Origin of the sequence: Parafannyhessea sp. LCP19S3_B1 (assembly GCF_052121955.1) — a bacterium.
Classification (GTDB): Bacteria; Actinomycetota; Coriobacteriia; order Coriobacteriales; family Atopobiaceae; genus Parafannyhessea.
Genome location: NZ_JBQKDH010000008.1, coordinates 1 through 23,963 on the forward strand (window position 1 = coordinate 1; position 23,963 = coordinate 23,963).

Annotated in this window: 26 protein-coding genes; 10 read left to right on the forward strand and 16 right to left on the reverse strand. The window is 68.3% G+C overall.

The window, feature by feature from the left end:
* Positions 1-11 precede the first annotated feature (11 nt).
* The 11 genes from ACTQWE_RS05285 to ACTQWE_RS05335 all read right to left on the reverse strand — a co-directional run bounded on the left by ACTQWE_RS05285 (position 12) and on the right by ACTQWE_RS05335 (position 8,470).
* Positions 12-221 carry a hypothetical protein gene (locus ACTQWE_RS05285; RefSeq protein WP_441921343.1) on the reverse strand — a complete coding sequence of 70 codons (210 nt, stop codon included), beginning with the start codon at positions 219-221 and terminating at the stop codon, positions 12-14.
* A 4-nt stretch (positions 222-225) separates the two neighbouring features.
* A complete protein-coding gene (gene fabF, locus ACTQWE_RS05290; RefSeq protein WP_090861254.1) occupies positions 226-1,479 on the reverse strand; it encodes a beta-ketoacyl-ACP synthase II in 1,254 nt (417 codons plus the stop codon).
* Positions 1,480-1,512: 33 nt separating this feature from the next.
* Complete coding sequence (fabG, locus tag ACTQWE_RS05295) at positions 1,513-2,265, reverse strand: 3-oxoacyl-[acyl-carrier-protein] reductase (protein WP_090861253.1); 753 nt, start codon at positions 2,263-2,265, stop codon at positions 1,513-1,515.
* Positions 2,266-2,267: 2 nt separating this feature from the next.
* On the reverse strand, positions 2,268-3,224 hold the full coding sequence (locus tag ACTQWE_RS05300) for an ACP S-malonyltransferase (RefSeq protein WP_441921346.1): 957 nt from the start codon (positions 3,222-3,224) through the stop codon (positions 2,268-2,270).
* Positions 3,212-4,156: a nitronate monooxygenase gene (locus ACTQWE_RS05305; protein ID WP_441921348.1), complete on the reverse strand. Its 945-nt coding sequence runs from the start codon at positions 4,154-4,156 to the stop codon at positions 3,212-3,214. The genes ACTQWE_RS05300 and ACTQWE_RS05305 overlap by 13 nt, the downstream gene beginning before the upstream one ends.
* Positions 4,157-4,206: 50 nt before the next feature.
* Positions 4,207-4,440 carry a phosphopantetheine-binding protein gene (locus tag ACTQWE_RS05310; protein ID WP_090861250.1) on the reverse strand — a complete coding sequence of 78 codons (234 nt, stop codon included), beginning with the start codon at positions 4,438-4,440 and terminating at the stop codon, positions 4,207-4,209.
* Positions 4,441-4,563: 123 nt separating this feature from the next.
* Entirely contained in the window at positions 4,564-5,541 is a 978-nt protein-coding gene (locus ACTQWE_RS05315) for a beta-ketoacyl-ACP synthase 3 (RefSeq protein WP_441921350.1), read from the reverse strand.
* Positions 5,541-6,134, reverse strand: coding sequence for a MarR family winged helix-turn-helix transcriptional regulator (locus ACTQWE_RS05320; RefSeq protein WP_441921352.1), 594 nt, complete (start codon positions 6,132-6,134; stop codon positions 5,541-5,543). The genes ACTQWE_RS05315 and ACTQWE_RS05320 overlap by 1 nt, the downstream gene beginning before the upstream one ends.
* Positions 6,135-6,337: 203 nt before the next feature.
* Complete coding sequence (locus ACTQWE_RS05325) at positions 6,338-7,210, reverse strand: biotin--[acetyl-CoA-carboxylase] ligase (protein ID WP_441921354.1); 873 nt, start codon at positions 7,208-7,210, stop codon at positions 6,338-6,340.
* Positions 7,211-7,275: 65 nt separating this feature from the next.
* The gene (locus ACTQWE_RS05330; protein WP_441921356.1) at positions 7,276-7,974 is read right to left on the reverse strand and encodes a 5'-methylthioadenosine/adenosylhomocysteine nucleosidase; all 699 of its coding nucleotides are present in this window, start codon (positions 7,972-7,974) and stop codon (positions 7,276-7,278) included.
* 4 nt (positions 7,975-7,978) lie between these two features.
* Positions 7,979-8,470 (reverse strand): S-ribosylhomocysteine lyase, encoded by a 492-nt coding sequence (locus ACTQWE_RS05335; RefSeq protein ID WP_090844785.1) that lies wholly within the window; start codon positions 8,468-8,470, stop codon positions 7,979-7,981.
* Between the two features lie 69 nt (positions 8,471-8,539).
* Here ACTQWE_RS05335 and ACTQWE_RS05340 point away from each other — a divergent pair, with 69 nt between their 5' ends.
* Genes ACTQWE_RS05340 through ACTQWE_RS05350 form a run of 3 tightly spaced genes read left to right on the forward strand, consistent with a single transcriptional unit; the run spans position 8,540 to position 12,013 of the window.
* Positions 8,540-10,186: an adenosylhomocysteinase gene (locus ACTQWE_RS05340; RefSeq protein ID WP_441921358.1), complete on the forward strand. Its 1,647-nt coding sequence runs from the start codon at positions 8,540-8,542 to the stop codon at positions 10,184-10,186.
* Positions 10,183-11,514 (forward strand): amidohydrolase family protein, encoded by a 1,332-nt coding sequence (locus tag ACTQWE_RS05345; RefSeq protein ID WP_441921360.1) that lies wholly within the window; start codon positions 10,183-10,185, stop codon positions 11,512-11,514. Before ACTQWE_RS05340 ends, ACTQWE_RS05345 begins: the two co-directional genes overlap by 4 nt.
* Positions 11,495-12,013: a cupin domain-containing protein gene (locus ACTQWE_RS05350; protein ID WP_441921362.1), complete on the forward strand. Its 519-nt coding sequence runs from the start codon at positions 11,495-11,497 to the stop codon at positions 12,011-12,013. The genes ACTQWE_RS05345 and ACTQWE_RS05350 overlap by 20 nt, the downstream gene beginning before the upstream one ends.
* An 11-nt stretch (positions 12,014-12,024) precedes the next feature.
* On the opposite strand, the gene ACTQWE_RS05355 is transcribed toward ACTQWE_RS05350, so the two are convergent.
* The gene (locus ACTQWE_RS05355; protein WP_441921364.1) at positions 12,025-13,314 is read right to left on the reverse strand and encodes an ATP-binding protein; all 1,290 of its coding nucleotides are present in this window, start codon (positions 13,312-13,314) and stop codon (positions 12,025-12,027) included.
* Between the two features lie 206 nt (positions 13,315-13,520).
* Positions 13,521-14,306 (reverse strand): 5'-methylthioadenosine/S-adenosylhomocysteine nucleosidase, encoded by a 786-nt coding sequence (locus tag ACTQWE_RS05360; protein WP_441921366.1) that lies wholly within the window; start codon positions 14,304-14,306, stop codon positions 13,521-13,523.
* A gap of 310 nt (positions 14,307-14,616) precedes the next feature.
* Here ACTQWE_RS05360 and ACTQWE_RS05365 point away from each other — a divergent pair, with 310 nt between their 5' ends.
* The 3 genes from ACTQWE_RS05365 to ACTQWE_RS05375 all read left to right on the forward strand — a co-directional run bounded on the left by ACTQWE_RS05365 (position 14,617) and on the right by ACTQWE_RS05375 (position 17,245).
* A complete protein-coding gene (locus ACTQWE_RS05365) occupies positions 14,617-15,510 on the forward strand; it encodes an ABC transporter substrate-binding protein (protein WP_441921368.1) in 894 nt (297 codons plus the stop codon).
* Positions 15,511-15,605: 95 nt separating this feature from the next.
* On the forward strand, positions 15,606-16,463 hold the full coding sequence (locus ACTQWE_RS05370; protein ID WP_090844765.1) for an amino acid ABC transporter permease: 858 nt from the start codon (positions 15,606-15,608) through the stop codon (positions 16,461-16,463).
* Positions 16,463-17,245 carry an amino acid ABC transporter ATP-binding protein gene (locus ACTQWE_RS05375; protein ID WP_090861238.1) on the forward strand — a complete coding sequence of 261 codons (783 nt, stop codon included), beginning with the start codon at positions 16,463-16,465 and terminating at the stop codon, positions 17,243-17,245. Before ACTQWE_RS05370 ends, ACTQWE_RS05375 begins: the two co-directional genes overlap by 1 nt.
* Positions 17,246-17,338: 93 nt before the next feature.
* On the opposite strand, the gene ACTQWE_RS05380 is transcribed toward ACTQWE_RS05375, so the two are convergent.
* The gene (locus ACTQWE_RS05380; RefSeq protein WP_441921370.1) at positions 17,339-17,860 is read right to left on the reverse strand and encodes a low molecular weight protein-tyrosine-phosphatase; all 522 of its coding nucleotides are present in this window, start codon (positions 17,858-17,860) and stop codon (positions 17,339-17,341) included.
* 90 nt (positions 17,861-17,950) lie between these two features.
* On the opposite strand from ACTQWE_RS05380, the gene ACTQWE_RS05385 reads away from it, so the two are divergent.
* Positions 17,951-18,913 carry a hypothetical protein gene (locus tag ACTQWE_RS05385; protein ID WP_441921372.1) on the forward strand — a complete coding sequence of 321 codons (963 nt, stop codon included), beginning with the start codon at positions 17,951-17,953 and terminating at the stop codon, positions 18,911-18,913.
* Positions 18,906-19,553, forward strand: a complete 648-nt coding sequence (locus tag ACTQWE_RS05390) for an NUDIX domain-containing protein (protein ID WP_441850845.1) — start codon at positions 18,906-18,908, stop codon at positions 19,551-19,553. Before ACTQWE_RS05385 ends, ACTQWE_RS05390 begins: the two co-directional genes overlap by 8 nt.
* 75 nt (positions 19,554-19,628) lie before the next feature.
* On the opposite strand, the gene ACTQWE_RS05395 is transcribed toward ACTQWE_RS05390, so the two are convergent.
* Positions 19,629-21,251 carry an alpha-amylase gene (locus tag ACTQWE_RS05395; RefSeq protein ID WP_090861234.1) on the reverse strand — a complete coding sequence of 541 codons (1,623 nt, stop codon included), beginning with the start codon at positions 21,249-21,251 and terminating at the stop codon, positions 19,629-19,631.
* A 303-nt stretch (positions 21,252-21,554) separates the two neighbouring features.
* On the opposite strand from ACTQWE_RS05395, the gene ACTQWE_RS05400 reads away from it, so the two are divergent.
* Positions 21,555-22,364, forward strand: a complete 810-nt coding sequence (locus tag ACTQWE_RS05400) for an alpha/beta hydrolase (protein ID WP_441921375.1) — start codon at positions 21,555-21,557, stop codon at positions 22,362-22,364.
* Between the two features lie 208 nt (positions 22,365-22,572).
* Positions 22,573-23,382: a hypothetical protein gene (locus tag ACTQWE_RS05405; RefSeq protein WP_441921377.1), complete on the forward strand. Its 810-nt coding sequence runs from the start codon at positions 22,573-22,575 to the stop codon at positions 23,380-23,382.
* Positions 23,383-23,528: 146 nt separating this feature from the next.
* Here the strand turns inward: ACTQWE_RS05405 and ACTQWE_RS05410 are convergent, their stop codons facing one another.
* Positions 23,529-23,801 carry a hypothetical protein gene (locus ACTQWE_RS05410; RefSeq protein ID WP_441921379.1) on the reverse strand — a complete coding sequence of 91 codons (273 nt, stop codon included), beginning with the start codon at positions 23,799-23,801 and terminating at the stop codon, positions 23,529-23,531.
* Positions 23,802-23,963: the final 162 nt, after the last annotated feature.

The window sequence follows — 23,963 nt, forward strand, 5'->3', positions numbered from 1 at the left end:
GCAAAACCAGATCAATGATTGGGTCTCGTGGGCTCGGAGATGTGTATAAGAGACAGGGCCGCGGCCGTGCGCGGTGCCTGCGCCACGGCGACGCCCGCCGGGAAGGCCTCCGGGCGCTCCATCTCTATGGAGCAGTCGCCCTCCTCGATCCTCATGCGCGCAAGGCCGCGGGCCTGCATCACCTGTGCGAGCGCGTCCACGCGCGTGCTGCTGGTGTCCATGCCGCTACGCCTCCCTCCCGTCGAAGCGCCTGAGCGCGACGACGGCGTTGTGTCCGCCAAAGCCAAGCGAGGTGGAGAGCGCCCACCTGCCGTCGAACGCCTGGCTGTGGCCCGGCGTGTAGTCAAGGTCGCAGTCCGCGTCCGGCGTGGTCAGGCCCACGGTAGGCGGTATCACGGAGTCGCGCAGCGCCAGCGCGCACGCCATGGCCTCGACCGCGCCCGTCGCCCCCAGCATGTGTCCGGTCATGGACTTGGTGGAGGATATCCGGGCCGCACGCGCGCCCTTCTCGCCCAGCGCCAGCTTCAGGCCCTGGGTCTCCGTCTTGTCGTTCAGCTTCGTCGAGGTGCCGTGCGCGTTCACGTACAGGCCCTCCGCCACGTCCAGTCCGGACTCGTCCACGGCCTGCCTGATGGCGCGGGTGATGCCGTCCGCGGAGGGGTCGGGGCTCGTGATGTGGTACGCGTCCGCGGTGTTGCCGTAGCCGCACACCTCCGCCACGACGTTCGCGCCGCGCGCCAGGGCATGCTCCAGCTCCTCCAGCACCAGGATGCACGCGCCCTCGCCCATCACGAAGCCGTCGCGGTTCGCGTCGAACGGGCGGCACGCCGTCTTTGGGTCGGGGTTTACCGTGAGCGCGCGGCAGTTGGTGAAGCCCGCGATGCTCACGGGCACGATGGCCGCCTCGGCACCGCCGGCCAGGATTGCGTCCGCGTAGCCGTAGCGGATGGCACGGTACGCCTCGCCGATGGCGTTGGTGCTGGTGGCGCACGCCGTGACCACGGGAAGCGTCGGGCCCTTCGCGTTGTGGCGTATGGACACCTGCCCCGCGGCCATGTTCGCGATGATCATGGGCACCAGGTACGGGCTCACCTTGCGGGCGCCGCCGTCTGCCAGGCGCCTTACCTGCGCCTCCGTGGTGCCGATGCCGCCGATGCCAGAGCCCACGTACACGCCAAGGCGCTCCGGCTCGATGGCGCCCTCGGCGTCGAGCCCGCTCGACGCCATGGCCTCGTCCGACGCCACGAGCGCAAACTGCACGTTGCGGTCGTTGTGCAGCGCGACGGACTTGCCAAGGGCGGCCGCCGCGTCGAAGCCCTTCACCTCCGCGGCCACGCTCACGCGGAAGCCCGTGGTGTCGAACGCCGTGATGGTCCCGATGCCGGACTCGCCCCTGACGAGCGCGTCCCAGCTCTGCGGGGCCGTGTTGCCCACGGGCGTGATGGCACCCATGCCCGTGATGACTACCCTGCGATCCATCCTACTTCCCCTCCCGGGCGCAAAGGCGCCCGTCTACATGCAAAGGCCGCCGTCGATGCGTATGACCTCGCCCGTCACGTAGCTCGCGGCGTCGGAGGCGAGAAACGCCACCACCTCGGCCACCTCCTCGGCCGTGCCCAGGCGCCCGAGCGGGACCCTGGCCGCATAGCCGTCGCGGACGTCCTGCGGGAGCTTCTCCGTCATGTCCGTCGCGATGAAGCCTGGCGCGACGGCGTTCGCCGTGACGCCGCGACCGGCGAGCTCACGTGCCACGGACTTCGTGAGCCCGATGACTCCCGCCTTCGACGCGGCGTAGTTGACCTGGCCGGCATTGCCGTGGAGCCCGACGACGGAGCTCACGTTCACGATGCGCCCGCCACGCTGGCGCACGAAGTTGCGCGCGAGGGCGCGCACCATGTTGAACGTGCCCTTCAGGTTCACGTCGAGCACGCGGTCGAAGTCCTCGTCGCGCATGCGCGCAAACAGGCCGTCGCGCGTGATGCCCGCGTCGTTCACGAGCGCCCACACGGGGCCGAAGTCGTCGGTCACCTGCTTCACCGTCTGCTTCACGGCGGCGGCGTCCGACACGTCGCAGCGGTACGCCCTCGCGCGCGCGCCAAGCGCCTCGAGCGCGACGACGCAGTCCGCGGCCGCCTCCGCGTTACCGGCATACACGATGGCCACGTCGAAGCCGGCGCGTGCGAGACGCTCCGCGCAGGCGCGACCGATGCCGCGCGAGCCGCCCGTCACCAGGGCGCAGCGGCGCGTGGTGTCCTTCTCGTCCATTGTTAGCCCTCCGCAATCGCGGCAAGAGCCGCCTCGAGCTGGTCAGGGTCTTCCACGCTCATGGCACGGACGCCGTCGAGCGTGCGCTTGACGAGGCCCGTGAGCGTGTGGCCGGGGCCCACCTCCACGAACGTGTCGATGCCGGCCGCCTGCATGCCGCGGAGCTCGTCCGCCCAGCGGACGGGGCTCTTCACCTGGCTCGCGAGCGTTGCCGCCACCTTCGCGGGCTCCGTCGGGTACGGATGCCCCGTCAGGTTTGCCCAGCATGCCATGTGCGGGGACGCCGGCGCGTGCTGCGCAAGGTGCGCCGAAAGACCCGTCGCGGCGTCCGCCATGTACGGGCTGTGGAACGCGCCGGACACGGCGACCCTCATGCTGCGGCCGCCGGCGTCGCGCACGAGCACGTCCAGCCGCTCGCACGCGTCCGGCGCGCCCGCGACCACGGTCTGGAGCGGGCTGTTATAGTTGACGGCCCACGCCTCGCCCGCCTGGGAGGCGAGCTCCTCCACGCGCTCCGGCGCAAGCTTCATCACGGCGCGCATGGCGCCGGGGTGAGCGTCGCAGCACTGGGTCATGAGGCAGGCGCGCACCACGGCCAGGCGCATGGCCGCCTCGACGTCGAACGCCCCCGCGAACGCGAGTGCGCCGAGCTCGCCGAGGGAGTGGCCCGCGACGGCGGCCGGAACGACGCCGCGCTCCGCGAGCGCCGCCGCGCACGCAAGGTCCACTGCCAGCACGCACGGCTGCGTGTTCGCCGTGAGCGCGAGCTCCTCCTTCGTGCCGTCGAAGCACTGGGCGCTCGTGCCCGGACGCACCGCGTCCGCCGCATCGAACACGGCCCTGGCAGCCGCGCTCTTCTCGGCCAGCGCACGCCCCATGCCGGGACGCTGCGAGCCCTGGCCCGCAAACAGGAACGCGACGTTTGGCCGTGGGGTCGCCTCCGCGCCTAGCACACCCATGCCGTCGCCCCCTTCAGGCAGCGCTCCGCGCCGTCCATGAGGTCGTCCACGATCTGGGCGGCCGTCTGCTCCTGGTGCACCATGGCCGCAACCTCGCCGGCCATGAACGAGCCCTCCTGGTAGTTGCCGTCCTTCGCGGCCTTGCGCAGCGACCCCGCCCCAAGGCTCGCGAGCTCCTCCGCCGTGGCGCCCTCGCGCTCCCTGCGCGCGAACTCCTGCGAGAACGGCGTCTTCAGGCAGCGCACCGCGCCGTTGATGCTGCGGCCGGTCACGATGGTGGACAGGTCCTTCGCCTTGATGACGCGGTCCTTGTACTCCTGGCTCACCGTGCACTCCGTGGCGACGAGGAAGCGGGTGCCCACCTGGACGCCCTGCGCGCCCAGCATGAACGTGGCCGCGACCTGCCGGCCGTCCGCGATGCCGCCCGCGGCGAGCACCGGCACCTTGACGGCGTCCACAACCTGCGGCACCAGGACCATGGTCGAGAGGTCGCCCACGTGCCCGCCGGACTCTCCGCCCTCGGCGACGATTGCGTCCGCACCGGCGCGCTCCAACAGGCGCGCGAGTGCGACGGAGGACACGACGGGGATCACCCTCACGCCGGCGTCCTTCCACGCGCGCATGTACTTGCTGGGGTTGCCCGCGCCTGTAACGACCACGGGAACGCGCTCCTGGGCCACGACGTCCGCGACCTCGGCCGCGAACGGACTCTGGAGCATCACGTTCACGCCGAACGGGCGCTGCGTGCGCGTGCGGACGTCCCGGATCTGCTCGCGCACCCAGTCGGGTCCGGCGTTCATGGCCGAGATGATGCCGAGGCCGCCGGCCTCGGAGACGGCGGCGGCGAGGCTCGCGTCCGCGATCCACGCCATGCCGCCCTGAAACAGGGGCTTCTCTATTCCCAGAAGCTCGCAGATGGGGGTCCTGATCATGTGCGTTCGGTCCTTAGCGTTTGGGGTTTGCCGGAAGTGTGGAAGCCGGCCTACTTCTGAAGGAGGCCGTCGACCAGGTCGACGAACTCGCCCACGGTCTGGGGGTTGGCCTCGGGGTCGATCTCGATGCCGAACTCGTCCTCGCACGCCATGACCGCCTCGACGGTGGCCATGGAGTCGAGGCCGACGCTCGCGAGGTTGGTGTCGCGGGTGAGCTCGACGTCGTCCAGGCCCTCCTGGTCCTTGAGGATGCTGACGACGCGATCGAAGGTGGACTCTGCCATGGTTTATCTCCTATCTTCTGGCGCCGGGAACCGGCGCGAACGAGGGTGCCATCCGGCACCCGGGATACCTTGTTGACGCCACGCGCGACGCGGGGGCCGCGGCTGGCGAGAAGCGCCGGGCGCCTAGCTTGGCGCGGCCTCCCAGCGCAGGAGCGTGGACGCCACGTCCAGACCCGCGCCGAAGCCGACGAGGGCGACGAGCTGACCCTCCGCGAGCTTTCCCGCGCGGGCGAGGCCGTCCAGGGCGAGCGGGATGCACGCGCTGGAGACGTTGCCCGTGTGCGCCAAGTTCAGCACCACGCGGGACGGGTCCAGTCCCAGGCGCTCGACCACGGCGTCCACGATCCTCTCGTTTGCCTGGTGGAGCACGAAGTGGTCCACCTGGCCCAGGGGGATGCCCGTGGCCTGCTCCATCTGGCGGAGCTCGCGCACGACCTCCGTCACGGCGAAGCGGTACACGCTCCTGCCGCGCATGGAGAGCGCGCTTGCCGGGGCCGTGCCCGCGGTGGCATCGAACGGGCTCGTGCCCGCGACGCCCGGCACGTCGAGCGCGGCCACGTTGGGTATGGTGCGCAGGCGGCACCACAGCGGCGACTCGCCGCCGGCGCGCACGACGACGGCCGCGGCGGCGTCGCCAAACAACACGCAGGTGGAGCGGTCCGCCCAGTCCATGATGCGCGAGCACTTCTCGGCGGAGAGCACGAGGGCCGTGGCGGCGCGCCCGCGCGAGAGGTAGCCGTCGGCCACGTCGAGCGCGAACACGAAGCCGGAGCACGCGGCGGACACGTCGAACGCGGGGCACGCGGCGCCCAGGCGCTCCGCGACGGCGCACGCCTCCGCGGGCATCAGGTGGTCGCCCGTAGTGGTGGAGCACACGATGAGGTCGAGCTGCGACGCGTCGACGCCCGCGGACTCGAGCGCGCGCCGGGACGCCTCCTCCGCGAGCTGGTCCAGCGACTCCGTGGTGCAGACCCTGCGCTCGCGGATGCCCGTGCGCGTGCGGATCCACTCGTCGCTCGTGTCCAGGAACGCCGAGAGCTCGTCGTTGGTGACGCTGCGCGTCGGCAGCGCCGAGCCCGTTCCCACGATGGTGTACGCCACTATGACCTGCCCCCCTTCTGACCCGCCGTTCGCCTGAGGTAGTCGCGCTGCTTCTGCTGCGCCTTCGCATAGAACTGCTCCAGGCGCCTGATGCCGTCTAGCAGCACGCGGCGCTCGTCGAGCGAGAGCCCGCCGGAGACCTCCTCCGCCATGCGCTGGTTGAAGACCACGTGCAGGCGGAGGACCTTCTCGCCGTCGCGCGTGAGTCCCACGTTCACGCGGCGCGCGTCCCTGGAGTCCCGCCGCTTGCGGACGTAGCCCTTCCGCACCAGGCGGTTCACGGCGGCCGTGGCGGAGGGCACGCGGATGTCGAGCGCGCGGGCCACCTCGGACACGGTGATGGTCGCGTCCTTGTGCAGCGTCGCGCGGCCCACGACCTCAACCAGGTTCAGCTCGGCCACGGTGAGGTCGATCCCCTGCGCGCGGCGCGTGAGCTCCTCCAGCTGGTCGATGGACTCGTACGTGCTGCCCAGGAGGCTCGAGATCTCTGACATGAACGCGTAGCCGTCGCTCACGTCGATGTCGCGGGCGGGCGTGGGCGCCGTAGCGCCGTCGCGTGCGCCGCTCGCGCCGCGTTCCTGTGGTGCAGCCATGGGTCCGCTCCCCTCCCGTCGCCAATTTAGTTAGCCTGTCTAACTATTTCGAGTGTAGCGACGTATGTTGACGTGTCAACATAAAGTTTTGGAGAAAGACGAATTTGCCCCCGGGCACACACATTGCGCACACGGGGGCACTCTGGTTCAGGCTCTTACGTTTTTGCAGGCAGATTGCGTAAATTGGTGGTTTGTAGCGCCGCTTAGCGCCCAATGGGCCTCAGCGACGCCTGCTCGGGGGCAAGCGAAAGCGTACCGCCGCCCGGAAGCGCAAGCACCGCACGACCGGTTCCGTCTACGGAGAAGAACGTGCCCCGCCCCACGACGGCGCCCTCGGGGGTGACGGCCACGACCGTGCCCCCAAGGCCGTGGAGGCTGGCCTGGTACTCTTCCAGCACGGGCGCGAGCGGCTCGGCCGGGCAGCCCCCGGAGAGGCCCTCGGCCCATGCGTCCACGCGCCGCACGATGGCGTCGCGAAACAGCGTCGCCACGGCCGCGTAGTCGCCGGCCGCGGCAGGGGCGCCGCACTCGTCCAGGTACGCGGCGGGAAGCGGGGCGGGCATGCCGTCTCGCACCGCCTGCGGGCGGATGCTGTCGCCCTGCGGGCGCGAGAGGTTCACGCCGATGCCGCACACGGCGGCGTCACCCACGCCCGCGACCCCGTCCGCCGCTGTGCCCGAGCCCCCAGGCTGCGACCCCAGGCAGAGCTCCACCAGGATGCCGCCGAGCTTGCATGCGCCGCCGGGCCCTGGAACCACGAGGTCGTTTGGCCACTTCAGCCGCGGCGTCGTCGCGCCGAGCGCACGGCACGCGTCAAGCGCCCCCAGGCCGGCGGCCACGGGGATGGCGCGCAGGCACTCACGCGCAACGCCAGGGCGCAGCGCCACGGAGAGGTACAGCCCGCCCGGCGGGGACACCCACACGTGTCCCCTGCGGCCGCGCCCCAGCGTCTGCCTCACCGCGGCGACGGCCGCGCCGTGGGGGGCGCCGGGGGGGGGGCGGCGCGGGGCCGCGGCCCTGGTTGACTCGCACGCGTCAAGCACCTCCACGGCCGGGAGGCCCGTTCTTCTCGCCATGCGATCCCCCTTCCTGGCACAGCCGCGGCCAAGGCCGCCGCGGCCACGTGATCCGTGGCGGGCGCCTACGCCAAGCCGGCGGCCATGCGCTCCACGATCGCCGCGCAGCGCAGGGCCATCTTGCGCTCGAACGCGGGGTAGTCCGCGGCGGAGGCTCCGTTCGCCTCGTCTGATATGGTGCGCACGATCGCGAACGGGATGCCGTTCACGTGGCACGCCTGCGCGATGGCGGCACCCTCCATCTCGCAGCACAGCGCGCCAAACTCCTCAACGATCAACCGGCGCATGGCGTCCTCGTGCACGAACTTGTCGCCGGAGGCCACGCGCCCCTCGAACACGCCCGCCTCCGGCGCCACGGCGCGCGCCGCGCAAACGGCGGCCTGGCGCAGCGTCGGGTCCGCCGCAAACGCAAGCGTGTCCATGCCGGGGCACTGGCCGGGCCGGTAGCCCAGGTTCTGCACGTCCATGTCGTAGTTGACTGCGTCCGTTGAGACCACCACGTCGCCTATGTCCACGCGCGCGTCCAGCGAGCCGGCCACGCCCGTGTTCACCACGCGGTCCGCCCCAAAGCGCACGGCGAGCGTCTGCGCGCACATGGCGGCGTTGATGCTGCCCACGCCGCAACGCACCACGATCGCGTCCGTACCGCCCAGGCGGCCCTCGCTAAACTCCATGCCACCCACGCACGTCACGCGCACGCCGTCGAGGTGGGCCCTCAGCAGCTCCACCTCGACGTCCATCGCGCCAATGATTCCCAGCGCCACGCGCCTACTCCGCGCCGGGGTAGGTCATGTGCGCGTCGTCGATCGCGTACAACGTGTTGTCCAGGTAGCGCCTGGCCCACCAGTGCGCCTGGTTCAGGTCCGCGTCGTGCCAGTTGCCGCACTCCGCCGGCTTTGCGCCGGGAATCTCCCCCTCGAAGTCGCGGGCAAACTCGAAGGCGCGCGTGACCAGCGGCAGCACCTCCTTGGGCGTGCACTCGCCAAACACGATGAGATAGAAGCCGGTGCGGCAGCCCATGGGCCCAAAGTACACGATGCGGCTCGCCCACTCCTCGTCGTTGCGCAGGAACGTGGCCAGCAGGTGCTCGATGGCGTGCACGGCGGCCGTGTCCATGACCGGCTCGCGGTTGGGTGCGGTCAGGCGCAGGTCGAAGGTGGTGATGACGGCGCCGGACGCCGGGTCGCGGTCGACGCGGCTCACGTAGACGCCGGGCTCCAGGCGAAGGTGGTCGATGGTGAAGCTTGCGATCTGCTCCATGGTGTCTCCTGTCGTTGGGCTCCGGGGGTCGTCCCGCGGAGCGGTTTGCGTTCGTAGTGACGATACTTCATGTACCCGCCGCAGGCGGTGCGACCGCGCGTTCTCCAAAGGCATCACACGCGGTCCGAAACACGGGAGAAACCCACGCCATCCGGTTTCGCATATCATGTTTCCACGACGGTCGGCGCGCGCCGCGAGGACGCGCCGCAATGCGACCCGGGAGGAACCACGGACACCTTCGCACACTGGGCCTGCGCGTGGGCGCAGGCCACAAACTCATCGCTTGCGGGCTCGCGCGTGCTCGTGGACGCGCAGGACCTCGCGCGCGGAGGCGGGGTGCTTGCCCTGCGCATGGCGGAGTGGGGCCTCGTCCCTACGAACGATGCCGCACAGGCGGATTTTACCTACCCCGACCTGCCCAAACGCCAGGACCTTACCGCCGCGGACGCCTGGGCGCGCGCCGAGAGGGGCATGCCCGTCTCGGCGGAGCTCGCGCGCCGGATCGCGGCGGAAGGCCTGCTCGCGGGCGTCCACATCGCGCTCAGCCTCATCGTGGAGCCAAAGACGGCCGTCCTCGTGGAGCGCCTTGCCGCGGCCGGTGCCACCGTGGGCGTGTACTGCCACGCGCACGAATGCGACCAGGCCATCGCCAACCAGATCCGCGCCCGCGGCTACGCCATAGAGGCGGACGCCACGTGGACGCCCGCGCAGGAGCGCGAGGGGTCGCTCCGCCTCATGGACCGCATACGGCCCGACGTCGTCATCGACGACGGCGCGAACTTCTCGCGCCTCATGGTGATGGAGCGCCCGACCCTGGCGGCGAGGCTCGTGGGCGTCGCGGAGGAGACCACCTCCGGCGTCCGCGCGTTCGCGGCCATGCAGCAGGAAGGCGAGCTGCCGTTCCCCGTCGTGGCGGTCAACGACTCCCGCCTGAAGACCGGCTTCGACAACCGCCACGGCACGGGAGAGACCTGCGCCGCCACGACGATGTCCCTCGTAGGGCCGTCGTTCTTCTCCGCCGCCGGTGGGGCACGCGTCACCGTGGTGGGCTTTGGCCCCGTTGGCGAGGGCTTCGCCCGTCGCGTGCGGGCGCTGGGCGCGCGCGTGACCGTGGCGGAGGCGGACCCCGTCCGCGCGCTTGAGGCGAGCTTCGCCGGCTTCGCGGTCGCCCCGCTCGACAGCGCGCTTCCCGCCACGGACATGGCGGTCTCGGCCACGGGCGTGCGCCACACGCTCCCCGCAGACGCTCTCCGCCTGCTGCCAGACGGCGCCACCGTCGCAGTCATAGGCGGCATCGCAAACGAGGTGGCCCTTGACCAGGTGCTTTCCCAGGGCGGTACCCTGCGCCCGGGCGAGAAGGACGGCGTCTCGTGGCTGGACGTGCCCCAGGGGCCCACGCTCAGGCTGCTCGCGTCCGGGGACGGCGTGAACTACGCCGCCGGCCCGGGCAACCCCATCGAGATCATGGACCTGAGCTTCGCCGTACAGCTTGCCGCCGTGGAGCACCTGCTGCGCCACGCGGGGTCGCTTCCCGCAAAGGTGCTGCGGCTGGGTCCCGAGGTAGACCGCCGCATCGCATCCATCGCGCTCGAGACGCGCGGCATCCGCACGGAGAGCGCGCCGTCCACCCCCACCTTCGTGCCGGACTGGCGCGTCACCCGCTACGCCGACACCGCCGGCACCACCTCCCCAACAAACCGGAAGAGGCACGCATGAGCGTCACCCTGTACGAAGCCCCGCTGGTGATCCCCGTCACCGGCCCCGTCATCTGCGACGGCGCCGTCGCGGTGCGCGACGGCCGCGTCCTGCACGTGGGCACGCGCGACTGGGTGCGGCAGAAGCTCGCGGAGGACGTGGACGACCCCTCGCAGGTGGAGCTCCGCCGCTGGGGCGGCCTCGTCACGCCCGGCCTGGTGAACGCCCACACCCACCTGCAGTACACCGGCATGGCGTCCGTCGGCTCGCGCACGTACGCAAGCTTTCGCGACTGGGAGCTCGCGTTCAACAAGATATACGACAGCCCGGAGCCCAAGCCGTGGCGCCAGTGGGCGCACGACGGCGCACGCCAGATGGTGGAGGCCGGTACCACGGCCGCGGCGGACATCGTGTCAGACGTGGAGGCGGCCGACGCGCTCGCGTCCCAGGGCATGCACGGCATCGCCTACTGGGAGGTGATGGACTGGAACAACGAGGACTGGCGGCGCAAGGGTCCGGAAGACCTGCTAGACCAGATCCGCGCCATCCGCGCCATGGGCGTGACGGAGCTTGGCATCAGCCCGCACGCGCCGTACTCGCTTGGCTCCGGCCCGCTGCTCGACCTGCCGGACATCGCGCGCCAGCTGGGCATGAGGCTCCACATCCACCTGGGCGAGACCCCGGCCGAGGCCGGCAAACTGCCGTCGCGCCTCACCAACCAGACGTCGTGGGCGTGGAACCGCACGGAGTGGCAGAGCTTCAACGACCTCAAGCGCGCCGGCGCCGGCGCGAGCGCCATCCAGTTTCTCGACCAGCTCGCCGTCCTCGGGCCGGACGTCCACATCGCACACGGCGTGCACGCATCGCGAGAAGATCGCAGGATCCTGCGCCAGAGGGGCGTCTCGGTCGCGCTCTGCCCGCGCTCCAACCGCATCACCTGCACGGAGGCGGACGCCCCCATCGCGCGCTACCTCGAGGAGGGCAACCCCCTCTCCGTCGGCACGGACTCGCTCTCCTCGAGCCCGAGCCTCGACGTCCTGGACGACGTCGCGTTCCTGTACGACCTCGCCATCAGCCAGGGCTACGAGGAGCTCGACCTCTCGCACCGCCTCATCAGGATGATGACGCTCGGCGGCGCGGAGGCCATGGGCCTCAACTGCGGTCCCAAGCGCATCGGCCAGATAAACGTCGGCGCGTCCGCCGACCTCGCGTTCTTCGATGTACCGGTCGACGTCACGTCGCCTCAGGCGCTCGAGGACACGCTGGAGCGCTTCGTCCGCCACGGCTCCGGCACCTGCCGCGCCACCGTCATCGAGGGAAGGCTCGCATATGACCGCATCTGGAGTTAGCCCGTACGCCCAGCGCCTGATCGACGCACTGGACCTGGCACCGCACCCGGAAGGCGGCTGGTACCGCCGCACGTGGCAGTCGCCCATCGCGGCGCCAACCGGCACGCCCGCCGACGACGCGCCAGCAACCGCTGCCAACGTCGCCGGCGCCGCAGACCTCTCGGAGAACTCCACGTCCGCGCGCCCGCTGGCCTCGCTCATCTACTTCCTGCTGCCCGCCGGCGACTCCAGCGACTGGCACGTCGTCGACGCGGACGAGCTCTGGCTCTGGCACGGCCCCGGCGCCGTCACCATCGAGCTCGCCGGCTCGGGCGCGGCGCCGGACCCCGCCCAGCTTAGGGCCACTACGCTGCGCGTGGACCAGGACGGAGCCCTCACGCAGCTCGTGGTCCCCGCCGGCGTGTGGCAGCGCACCGTCCCCTCAGGCGAGGACGCCCTCGTGTCATGCGTCGTGAGCCCGGGCTTCGTGTACGCGGGTTTCAGGCTGGAAGACCGCTAACGGCTTTCGCGCTATGCCGTAAGTGCGCAAATCGGTATCGCGTAGATGCCATCCTCCACGCGGTGCGCGTACTCAGACACCCCCGTTATCACCGCCATGAACTCCGGCGGCCTCACGCGGGCACTCGGGTTCTGCGTCAGCTTGCGGCGCAGGCGCCTCAGGCTCGCTGCGCCCTCCTCCACCTTCGCCTCGCTCGTCTTGATTTCGAACGCGCCCCACCTACCGTCCGCAAGCTCCACTATGGCATCCACCTCGAGACCTGCGGAGTCACGGTAGTACCGCACGGGCACGTCGCTGCACAGCTCCTGCGCCTCCGCATACACCTGAAGGTCGCGCATGCAGAGGTTCTCGAACACAAGGCCAAACGTCTGCCAGTCGGCAAGCAGCGCACCCGGGAGCAGGGCCAGCTGCGCCACCGCGAGGGAAGGGTCCGCCAGATAGCGCTTCGGCTTCGTGTTCACGCGCTTCGCGGAGCGTGCTGGCGGAACCCACCCCGGAACCTCGTCCAGCAGGTATGCCGCCCTCAGCAAGCCGAGGTATGAGGAGATGGTGCCTTCGCTCAAGGGCTCGCCCGCAGAGGAGTCCCCCGCATCCGCGGCAATAGTCCTGTACGTCGCTGCCTGGCCCAGGTTTCTCGCAAGCGAGAAGAGCATCCTCCTCATCAGCTCGGGATCCTTGCCTTGGTCGGGCACCGTCGACATGCGAAACAGCCGCAGGTACTCTCGTGCTATCTGCTGCGCGTCCGCGGCAGAAAGATCAATCGCTTCCGGCCAGCCTCCCCTACAGGCAAGGTCCACCAACTTCTGCGCGTCCGTCTTCACCTGCACCGGCTCGAACTCGCCCGCAAAAAGGCCGGCGAGCGACACCCTTCCGACGGAATCCCCGCTCTCATACAGTGACATAGGCCGCATACGCACCCTGCCAATGCGACCCGCACCACTATGCTGCGGCAGACCGTCCTTCTCGCGCACAAGAGGTGAGGAGGACCCCGTGAGTATGAAGGAGCCCCTGGCCCCCCTCGCGCTGTCTACCTCGTGACGCACGTAGTCCCATATCGTTGGGACACGCTGCCACTCGTCGACGACGTGCGGTCTTTTTCCAACGAGCATCGAGCTCGGGTCATCCGTGGCAAGTGCCAGGCTCTGGTCAACGTAGCTCACGCTGTTCGCGTGCCTAAGGGCCGTCCACGTCTTGCCGCACCACTTCGCGCCGCCGATTTCCACTGCGCCAAATATCCGCAGATACCGCTCAACCTTCTCGTCAACAAGGCGCGGCAGATACCCTTCGGGCGTGATGGACATTCGATACCCTCCAGAATCAGGTCATTCCACACGGGGGACATCTCCCCTGCTAAGACCAATGGTACCGTTTTTCCACCCTGTCCGATGTGGATTTTCCACCCTATCCGATGTGGATTTTCCACCCTATCCTATGTGGATTTTCCACCCTACCCGATGTGGTTTTTCCACCCTACTCGATGTGGATTTTCCACCCAGATTGCCGCTGGCTACCGTAAGCCAAGTCCCTCGGCCGCAAGCCTCGCGATGACGCCCATGGTCACGTCCGCGGCAAGGCGTGCCGTCGCCACGAGGTCCGCCTCGCGGCCGTCCAGCTCCTCGTACGGCTCGCCGCACACGTTGCTGATGGAGCGGATCGCAAGGAACGGCACGCCGGCACGTGCTGCCACCTGGGCCGCCGCCACGCCCTCCATCTCCTCGCAGTCCGCGGCATAGCGGCCGCGCACCTCGCACAGCACATCGGGCGCCGTGCTGAAGAGGTCGCTCGTCGCGATGGCGCCGCACACGTAGCGCGGCGCGTGCGGCGCAAGCGTGCCGTACTTAGAAGCGCTCGCGTCAGAGCCGGACTCGCGCACGTTGTCCACGCGCTCAAACGACCGCGCCTCCAGCTCCTCCTTCGCCAGGCGCACGAGCCGCGCGTCGGAGGGAAACGACGTGAGGTGAGGCTCTGACTCCGCGATGATGTCCATGTCCGCCTCGAGGCACTCCAGACGCTCGCCCACGACCACGTCTCCCTGGCCGATCCTGGGGTTGAGGCTCCCTGCGATGCCGCAAAACAGCAGGACGTCCGGCTGGCACGCATCGATGAGCAGCTGGGCGGAGGCCGCCGCGTTGATGGTGCCCATGCCGCCGGCAGCGGCCACGACGTCGAGGCCCGCGACGGATCGGCGCGCAAGCTCCACGCCGCAGCGACGGCGCGGCTCTTCTCCCCCAAGCTCGAAGAACGCGAGCGACTCCTTGCGAAGCGCGCTGAGCACGGCGACGGTCTTGACCATGTAAGCCCCCTGACGATGTGCCCGGACGCCGCCGGGCGCTGCGATGGCGTTTGCCCCAATGGGATTGCGATGCGGCTCTTGCAATGTGACTCTGCAAGTATAGCCAAGGGCGGCGCCAAGGCGGACGGTGCGAAGCCAAGACGCACGGCACGTCACCATGCAGTCTGGAGGAGGCCCGAAATAACAACATTGCGTAACAAGATGCCGAGTTTTATATGCCATTGCACGGCCCGTAATCCGCCATTTGCTAGTGTGGGGGCGTACGCATGAGAAGAGCCTCCCCCTTTGGGGACGCGTGAAAGGAACAGCGATGAAGTCCATCACCGATACCGCCATCAGCAGGCGCCAGGCCATCGCACTGGGAGCCTCCGCGTTTGCCACGCTGGGCCTCGCGGCCTGCGGATCGTCCAGCTCGAGCGACTCCGGCAGCTCCAGCAAGAAGAGCGGCGGCGTGAAGAGCCTGACCCACACCGAGGGCAAGCTGACCGTCGCGACCGGCAACCCCGCCTACACCCCGTGGGTGATCGACGACAAGCCCCAGACCGGCAAGGGCTTCGAGGCCGCCCTCGTCTACGCTCTCGCAGACGAGATGGGCTTTGCGAAGAAGGACGTCAAGTGGGTACGCACCACGTTTGACGAGGCATACGCCCCCGGCGAGCACGACTGGGACCTGAACATCCAGCAGGTGTCCATCAACTCCGACCGCAAGAAGGCCGTGGACTTCTCGCCCGCGTACTTCCGCCCGACGCAGGCCGTCGTCCTGCAGAAGAGCAGCAAGTACGCCAGCGCCACGAAGTGCTCCGACCTTGCGGACGCCAACATCGCCGTGATGGTGGGCACCACCGCGTACGACTACGTGAAGGACATCATCAAGGACGGAAAGGACGAGGGCATCAGCATCTTCGACGACAACTCCGCCGCGGCGCAGGCCGTGACCTCCGGCCAGTGCGACGCGCTGGTGACCGACACGCCACAGGCCGTGTACATGGTCCAGTCCAAGCAGATCGACGACGGCCTTGTGGTGGGCCAGATCCCCGGCACCGAGGACAAGGAGGGCCTAGGCATCACCCTGGCGAAGAACTCCCCGCTCACGAAGTACGTGAAGAAGGCCATGGACGCCCTTACCAAGGACGGCACGGTCAAGAAGCTGCAGGACAAGTGGCTTGCAGAGTACACGACGGACATCCCCACGCTGAAGAAGTAGGGACGAAGCGCCGCCATCCGACGGCCGGGACCTTGGTCTCGGCCGTTTTTCGTCAACCGTTTTGGCAACCCACCCCAAGGAAGGGGGCTTCCCGAATGTCTGGCTCTACCAAGGACGCCGTGAGCGACGTCGAGCTGGAACGCGAGGAGTACCGCAGGAAGCAGAACGTACGCTCGCACCTCACGAGCGTCGTTTCGTCCCTCGTGCTCGTGGGCCTCGTGGCGTTTGGACTTTCAAACTCCCCGGGCTGGCCTCGAGTACAGCAGTCGTTCTTCTCGCCCGAGTACTTTGCGCAGGCGTGGCCGCAGGTGCTTGACGGGCTGCTGCTTAACCTGCGCGTGCTGGTGGTCGCCGTCATCGGCGTCGCCATCCTGGGCACGGCGCTGGCGCTGTGCCGCATCACCACGTCCGCGGTCATGTTTCCGCTGCGCGTGGTCGCGCGGCTGTACACCACCATCATGCGCGGCATCCCCATGCTGGTCGTGCTGTACCTGATTGGCTTTGGCATCCCGGGCCTGGGGATCTTTGGCCGCATAGACCCGGCCATCCTGGGTACCGTCGCCATCATCATGTCGTACTCCGCCTACATCGCGGAGGTGCTGCGCGCCGGCTTCCAGGACGTGCACCCGTCGCAGCGTGCTTCCGCGCGCTCGCTGGGACTCACGTCCGGCCAGACCATGCGCCTGGTGATCATTCCGCAGGCGCTGCGCAAGATCGCTCCCGCCCTGATGAACGACTTCATATCCATGCAGAAGGACGTGGGCCTGATATCGACCCTGGGCGCCGTCGACGCCGTGCGCGCCGCCCAGATCATGGTTGCCAAGACGTACAACTTCACGCCGTACGTGGTCGCAAGCGTGCTCTTCATCCTGCTGAGCGTGCCGTTCATCCTGCTGAACGACTGGTACTCCGCAAAGCTGCGCCGCCGCGAGCAGACGGGAGGCATGGTCTAATGCCAGACATCGCACACGAGGGAACCGCGGCCACCCAGGGTGGCGCGCCGCAGAAGGTCCTGCGCATCGACAACGTGGTGAAGCGCTTTGGCGACAACGTGGTGCTCGACCACATCTCGTTCGACGTGAACAAGCACGAGGTGGTCGCGCTTTTGGGGCCGTCCGGCTCGGGCAAGTCCACGCTCATGAAGTGCGTCAACATGCTGGAGCGCGTGAACGACGGCCAGATCTGGCTCGGCGAGACCGACATAACGGACCCCCGCATCAACCAGGACGAGTGCCGCAAGCGCATTGGCGTGGTGTTTCAGCAGTTCAACCTCTTCCCGCACATGACCGTCCTCAACAACGTGACGCTCGCCGCGCGCAAGGTGTTCAAGTGGAACCGCGCGGACGCGGAGGAGAAGGCCATGGCCCTCTTGAAGCGCATCGGCATGGACCAGAAGGCCCGCGAGTACCCGGACCGCCTTTCCGGCGGCCAGCAGCAGCGCGTCGCCATCTGCCGTGCTCTGATGGGCGACCCCGAGCTGCTGCTTCTGGACGAGGTCACCTCCGCGCTCGACCCCATGCTGGTGGGCGAGGTGCTCGAGATGGTGTCCGAGCTGAAGGACCAGGGCGCCACGATCCTGATGGCCACGCACGAGATGAGCTTCGCGCACAAGGCCGCGGACCGCATCGTGCTTCTGCGCCGCGGCAAGGTCGCGGAGAACGGCACCCCGGCAGACGTGATGGACAACGCGACCGACCCCGAGACGCGCGCGTTCTTCCACAGCTACAACTCGTAGCGCCGGGCGCAACCGCTAGCAAGCCGCCTCACGCCTTGGCGCGTGGGGCGGTTTCTTGCTTTGGGCGAGAAGAGCGCGACACCTGGGCAGCGCCTACCGCGTGAGCGCGTCCAACATCGCGGTGCACCCCAACAGCACGTCGTCGTACGTCGCGTCGAAGTTGCCGGTGTACCACGGGTCCGCAACGTCACGGTCGACTCCCGCCCAGTCAAGCAGGCGCGACACCTTGTGGTCGGGGTCGGCCGCGGCGCGCTCGCGCGCGGAGGTGGGGCGCCAGCTGAAGCCGTAGCCCTTCTCGCCCAGAAGCAGCCGGCAGATGCCGTCCATGTTGTCCTGGTCCATGCCCACGATGTGGTCGAACGCGGCGTAGTCCGCAGGACCCATCTGGCGCGCAAGGTGATGCCCGCACGGCACGCCCTCCGCGGCAAGCTTCGCGCGGGTTCCGGGGTGGACGTCGTTTCCCAGCTCCTCCCTGCTTGTGGCGGCGGAGTCTATGCGAAAGTCTTGCGCAAGGCCGGCGCGGCGCACGAGGTCTTGCATCACGAACTCCGCCATGGTCGAGCGGCAGATGTTGCCGTGGCAGACAAACAGAATGCTGTGTGCGGGCTTGTGCATGGGGCTCCCATCGGTGCGCGGACGTTGCAGACACAGTCTATACTGAACGGAGCAAAGTCGAGGCGGGCGCGTCCCGCACAAGGAGGAACCATGGCAGACACCGACCTGACGGCAGAGCAGCAGAAGCTGCGGGACGACGCGCAGGCAACGTTCAGGCGCGTGCAGTTTGCGCTGCAGATGAAGCACCCCGATCAGGCGCTGCGCATGCTGACACCGCTTCTGGACCGCTTGCAGAAGTCTGCGCAGGAGGAGCCAGACTGCCTGCCCGACCGTCTGGACTTCACGGACCCCGCGCAGGCGTACCTGTACCTCAACGCGCACCCGGACGTCGACCCCAACGCCGTGAAGCCCACCGTTGCGCCGTACACGGACGCGTACGGCATCCACTCCGCGCTGCTGTACGCGCTGGGGCGCTACGAGGACGCCGCGGCCGCCATCGACAACGCGCTGCGCTTCAACACGGCCGACGCCGGCCTCTACCTTGAGCGCGCCATGTCGCACGAGGCCATGGGCGATTTCGACGCGGTGGAGCGCGACATCGAGACCGCATGGCCGCTCATCATTATTGCAACCGACCTCGCACGGTACCACGCGTTCCGCGCAAACGTGCTGGTGACGCAGGGCAAGTACGAGCTCGCAGCCGCGCACTACGCCGTGTACGAGGACTTCGATCCGGACGACGCCTACGCAGACCCCCACGCGGAGCTGCACGAGCTTGCCCACGCAAGCGGCCGCGGGCACAAGCTCGCCCACCTTTCCAGCGCGGAGGCCGCGCAGCGCCTGAAGCGCGCGGGCGAGAACTACGGCCCGTCCAAGCTCGCGGTCGACACCATGCAGGAGCTGCTGAACGACACGCTGAACGCCGGCAAGTTCGACGACGCGCGCTACGTGGCAGCGGGTCTGTGGGCGATCACGCACTTCGACGGCTGGAAGACGCTGCTCGACAAGCTGGACGAGCTTGCGAGCCTTTCCGCGGACGAGCGCCGCGACAGGGCGAACGAGTTTCTGGCCAAGGCCGCCCAGGACGAGAAGGACGGTGAGCCCAATGCCTAGAGACGCTGCCAGCGCCGCGCAGAGCGCGGAACTGCGGGACAAAAACGGCCTGACCGAGGCCGAGTTCCTTGCAAGCTACACGCCGAAGAAGTATCCCCAACCCTCGCTCACGGCAGACATCTGCGTGTTCCGTCGGCATGACGGTGGTCTGCAGCTGCTGCTGGTGCAGCGCGGCGGCCACCCCTACCTGGGACGCTGGGCCACGCCCGGCGGCTTCTGCAACCCGGACGAGACCGCAGACGCCTGCGCGGCGCGCGAGCTTGAGGAGGAGACCTGCGTGTCAGGCCTGAAGCTCGAGCCCATAGGCCTGTACAGCACCCCCGGCCGCGACCCGCGCGGCTGGACCATCTCGTACGCGTTCGTCGCGCTGGACGACGCGGGCTCCATCCCCGTTGCCGCAGACGACGCCGCTCGCGCCGCGTGGTTTGACGTTGCCGCGACGCTCGTGGGGCCCGTGAGCGACGGCGACTCTGTGACGCTTGCGCTCGCGCACGAGGGCACGACGCTCACGAGCGAGTTCACGGCGCGCGAGCAGCCCATCACGCACCGCCTGCGCGCGCAGGACGTCAAGGGCGACGGCCTTGCCTTCGACCACGCGCAGATCGTTGCGGACGCGTGGCTGGCGCTGCAGGGACTCTAGGCCCTTCTCGCCCAGATACCGGCAGCGCCAGCGAGCTTGACGGCAATGCCGGCACGGGCCGGCGCCGGCCGCACGCTAGCCCGCGACGCCCTCGCCGTCGAGGCCTTCCCGTGCAAGTCGCCGCACCTCGCCCTCGAGTTCCGGATGCTCGCGCACGGCCTCCTCGGTCTCCGCGCGCACGGGGTCGTCGTCCGTGTACGGGTCCGCGTCGGGCGTGTGGATGGCGTTCACCCAGTCGTGCTCAAGCACGCCGGCGGCCGCGTCGCTCAGGTACACGGACAGCCGCCCGCCGCCGCAGCCAAACTCCGCCCAGCCGTCCGGTCCAATGCGAACGTCCTTCTCCTCCCCTATCACGCAGTGCCACAGCTCGCCGGCGTGCCCCTCGCCCACCAGCATGCGCTTCGCGCCGCCGGCGCGGTCCGTCAGCACCACGGCCACGCCGGAGCCCTCGCGCCCGCGCTCGCCCTCGCGCGTCCAGCCAATGGTGTCCGCGTCGTCCAGCCAGTCGCGCTGGCGACCGTACGCGAAGCGCCGCCTGATCTCCATCAAAAGTGGCAGCTCCACCACCGCGGGGATGTTGCCGTCGTTTGGCATGCCGTACAGGTCGCCGTAGAACACGCACGGGTAGCCGGCCTCGCGAAGCAGGATGCACGCGTACGCGCTCGGCTTGAACCACGGCAGCACGAGCGACTGCAGCGCCTGCCCGGGCTGCGTGTCGTGGTTCTCCACAAACGTGACCGCACGCACGGGGTTCCACGTGCTCAGCGTGCGGTCGAACAGCTTCGACAGGTCGAAGTCCCCGTTCGAGCACGACGCGCTATAGAAGTGATAGTGAAGCGGCACGTCGAACAGGCTCATCGTCGGCATGTCGTTTATGTACGAGACCAGCTCGTCCACGCGCGGCGTCCAGTATTCCCCCACCGAGAAGAGCTCGCGCCCGGTGTAGTCGCGCATCTCGGGAAGCCAGCGCTGGTAGAACTCGCGACCCATGTGCTTGAGCGCGTCGAAGCGGAACCCGTCGAGCCCCGTCGTGTCCAGGTACCACTTGCCCCAGCGCACGAGCTCGTCGTACACGGGCGGGTACGAAAGGTCCACGTCGCAGCCCATCAGGTAGTCGTAGTTGCCGTTGTCGTCGTGATCCACCTCGTTGTCCCAGCTCTTGCCGTCAAACAGGTAGATCCCGCCGCGCCGTGTGGCGTCGTCCCAGTCCACGCCGTGAAAGCAGCGCCAGTCCCACGTGAACGCGGAGTACTTCCCGCGCCTGCCCGGGAAGCAGAACCTGGTCCACGCGCGAATCTTGTGTGGGCCCGCAACCACGCGGTTGCGGTCGTTGGCGGCAACCTCGCGCGCAACCACGTCCTCCGTCGCATCCGCGCCCATGCGCTGGTTCAGCACCACGTCTCCCAGCGCCTGCACGCCCGCGGCCTGCAGCGCCCGAATGCACGCAAGGTACTCGTCCTTCGTGCCGTACTTGGTGGCGACGGTGCCCTTCTGGTCAAATTCTCCCAGGTCGTACGTGTCGTACACGCCGTAGCCCACGTCAAACCCGCCAGCCTGGCCCTTGTACGCGGGCGGCAGCCACACCGCCGTGACCCCCTCGTCCGCAAGGCGCTGCGCGCTCTTCGCAAGGCGCCTCCAGTGCGCGCCGTCAGCCGGAAGGTACCAGCTGAACCCCTGCAGCATGGTTCCGTTGTCCATCAGTTCCGCCTCCCTCGTAATTCGTACCCAGTCGCTCGCTTCAGGTGTCCCCACATATCGCACTTCTAGAAGTGCGACGTCGCCGCACGCGCAGCCCACTCCCGCGGCAGCGCGACAGCCCCGCGCCTCCGCCCACGGCGCGCCCGCGACCGTCTCCCCAGAAGGCCACGACACCCCACACGACCGGCCTACAATCAAACATGCAACGGTCTCGCGGGCGGCGTCGCCGTGTGCGCCACCGACGCCCAGCGCGCACGACGCTTCCGCCCGCGAGCCACGCACGCGACCACAAGGAGGCCACCCATGACAGACGACCAGTTCATCACCTCGTTCGACGGCACGCGGCTCTTCTACAACCCAGAGGTCACCGCAGACGACAGGGCCGTATGCGTCATAGTGCACGGCCTGTGCGAGCACCAGGGCCGCTACGACTACATGGCCCAGAAGCTGCACGAGGCCGGCATCGGCACGTATCGCTTCGACCACCGCGGCCACGGCAAGAGCGAGGGCGAATGCGCATACTACTCCCGCTGGGATGAGATTCTGGACGACACCAACGTCGTGGTCGACCGCGCCATCGCCGAGAACCCCGATCGTCCCGTGTTCCTCTTCGGCCACAGCATGGGTGGCTACTGCGTCGCGCTCTACGGAGTGAAGTATCCCAACAAGAACCTCCGCGGCATCATCTGTAACGGCGGCCTCACGGAGGACAAGGCGGGCATGTTTGCCAGCACGCCCACGGGCGTCGACCCGCACACGCAGCTCCCCAACGAGCTCGGCAGCGGCGTCTGCAGCGTCGACGAGGTTCGCGACTGGTACGCAAGGGATCCCCTCAACCGCAAGACGTTCGCGATTGGCCTGGTATATGCCCTGAAGGACGGCCTTGCGTGGTTTGCGGACAACAAGCGCAAGTTCGCGTATCCCGTGCTGCTCACGCACGGCGAGAAGGACGGCCTCATCTCCTACGAGGACACCTACGACCTGTTTGCCGCCGTCGCGAGCACGGACAAGCAGATGAAGATCTACGGCAACTGCTACCACGAGGTCGTAAACGAGTGGTGCCGCGACGAGGTCATCGTGGACTACATCGCCTGGATGGAGCATCGCATCTAACCGGCGCGCACAACGTCCCCATACGCAACTTCCCCATGCGCAAAGCCTTCCACGGCCCGTCGCGACAACACGCGGCGGGCCGTTCACGTTTCGTTCAGCCACCCGTGACGTTTGTCACCATCGTGGGCACATCGGCCACAACCCGCCCCAAATGGGTAGAATGTGGGCATTCGGCATCAGCACGTCATAGGCACATCGGGAGGATGACATGCTCAAGCGCACTCACAGCATCGCGCGCAAGGGCCTTGCGGTCGCATGCGCGCTCACCATGGGGCTCGGCCTTGTCGCCTGCGGCACGGTCAACGGCAAGGCGGTCGACGCCACGGAGGTCAGCTCCGCAAAGAAGAGCCAGAAGGACGAATCCTCCGACACCATGAAGGTCACCATCCCCAGCTACTACTTCCAGGGAAGCGAGTACGCGGGCAAGTCCACGAAGCAGATCAAGAAGCTGCTCGAGAAGACCATCGGCACGAAGGCCGTCAAGAACAAGAACGGCAGCTGGACGGTCACCATGACCAAGGAGCAGTACAAGTCCTTCTCGTCCAAGCTGCGCAAGAGCGTGAAGGCAGCGCTCGACGCCATGGCAAACTCCGATGCCTTCCCCAACGTCACAAAGGTGGAGCACAGCAAGGACTTCTCGAAGGTCACGATCACGCTCGGCACGGACAAGCTCAAGATGGCGGACATGTACGACGCCATCGCCGTCGGTCTGCCCGTCTGCGCCTACCAGCAGGTCACAGGCAAGGACGTCAAGTGCGCCGTCACGCTGGTCGGCAAGGACGGCAAGGTGCTGGACAAGACCGTCGTCCCGGACGACGTAAAGGTGGACAAGTCCAAGGTGAAGGACGCCCAGGACGCCGCGAACGACCTGCTTGGCAGCCTCTCCGTCGACGGCATCACCATCGACTCCGACAACCTGCCCAACATCGACTTCCAGAACGTGTCGTCCTCGGACATCGAGTCCGCCCGCCAGAAAGCGAACGACGCACTCTCGCAGATCGTGTCCTCGCTCTCGTAGCACCGGCACGCAGGTGAGCATCCGCACCACCCAGCAAGGCGCAAGTCACGATTAGTGCGACGCAGGCGAGAAGGACGTGTGGCCATGGCCGTGCGTCCTTCTCGCCTCTTTGCCCTACGCCGCCGTAACCGTCCGACTGCCGCGTCCTACTGCAGGCCGGGAATGTGCGGGATGGTATCGAAGCCCACTTGAAGCTCCTCGTCCGTGGGGATGTGGTCCTCGAGCTCGCCCTTGTTGTACTTGTCGTAAGCCACCATGTCGAAGTAGCCGGTTCCCGTGAGGCCAAACAGGATGGTCTTTGCCTCGCCGGTCTCGCGGCAGCGCTCTGCCTCGCGGATTGCCTGCAGGATGGCGTGCGAGCTCTCCGGCGCGGACAGGATGGTATCGAGCTTCGCGAACTGCTCCGCCGCAGCGAACACGTCCGTCTAATGGTGACCCGTCTCTTGCGGCACGCGCGGTGTCATGCCGCCTCGGCATACAAAAAGACCCCCGGAGCTAGTCCGAGGGCTTTTGATGCGTATAGTTAGGCGGCCGTCGCTAGTCCGGAAGTCCATCAGTCCTTGTCCACCACCATGTGCCAG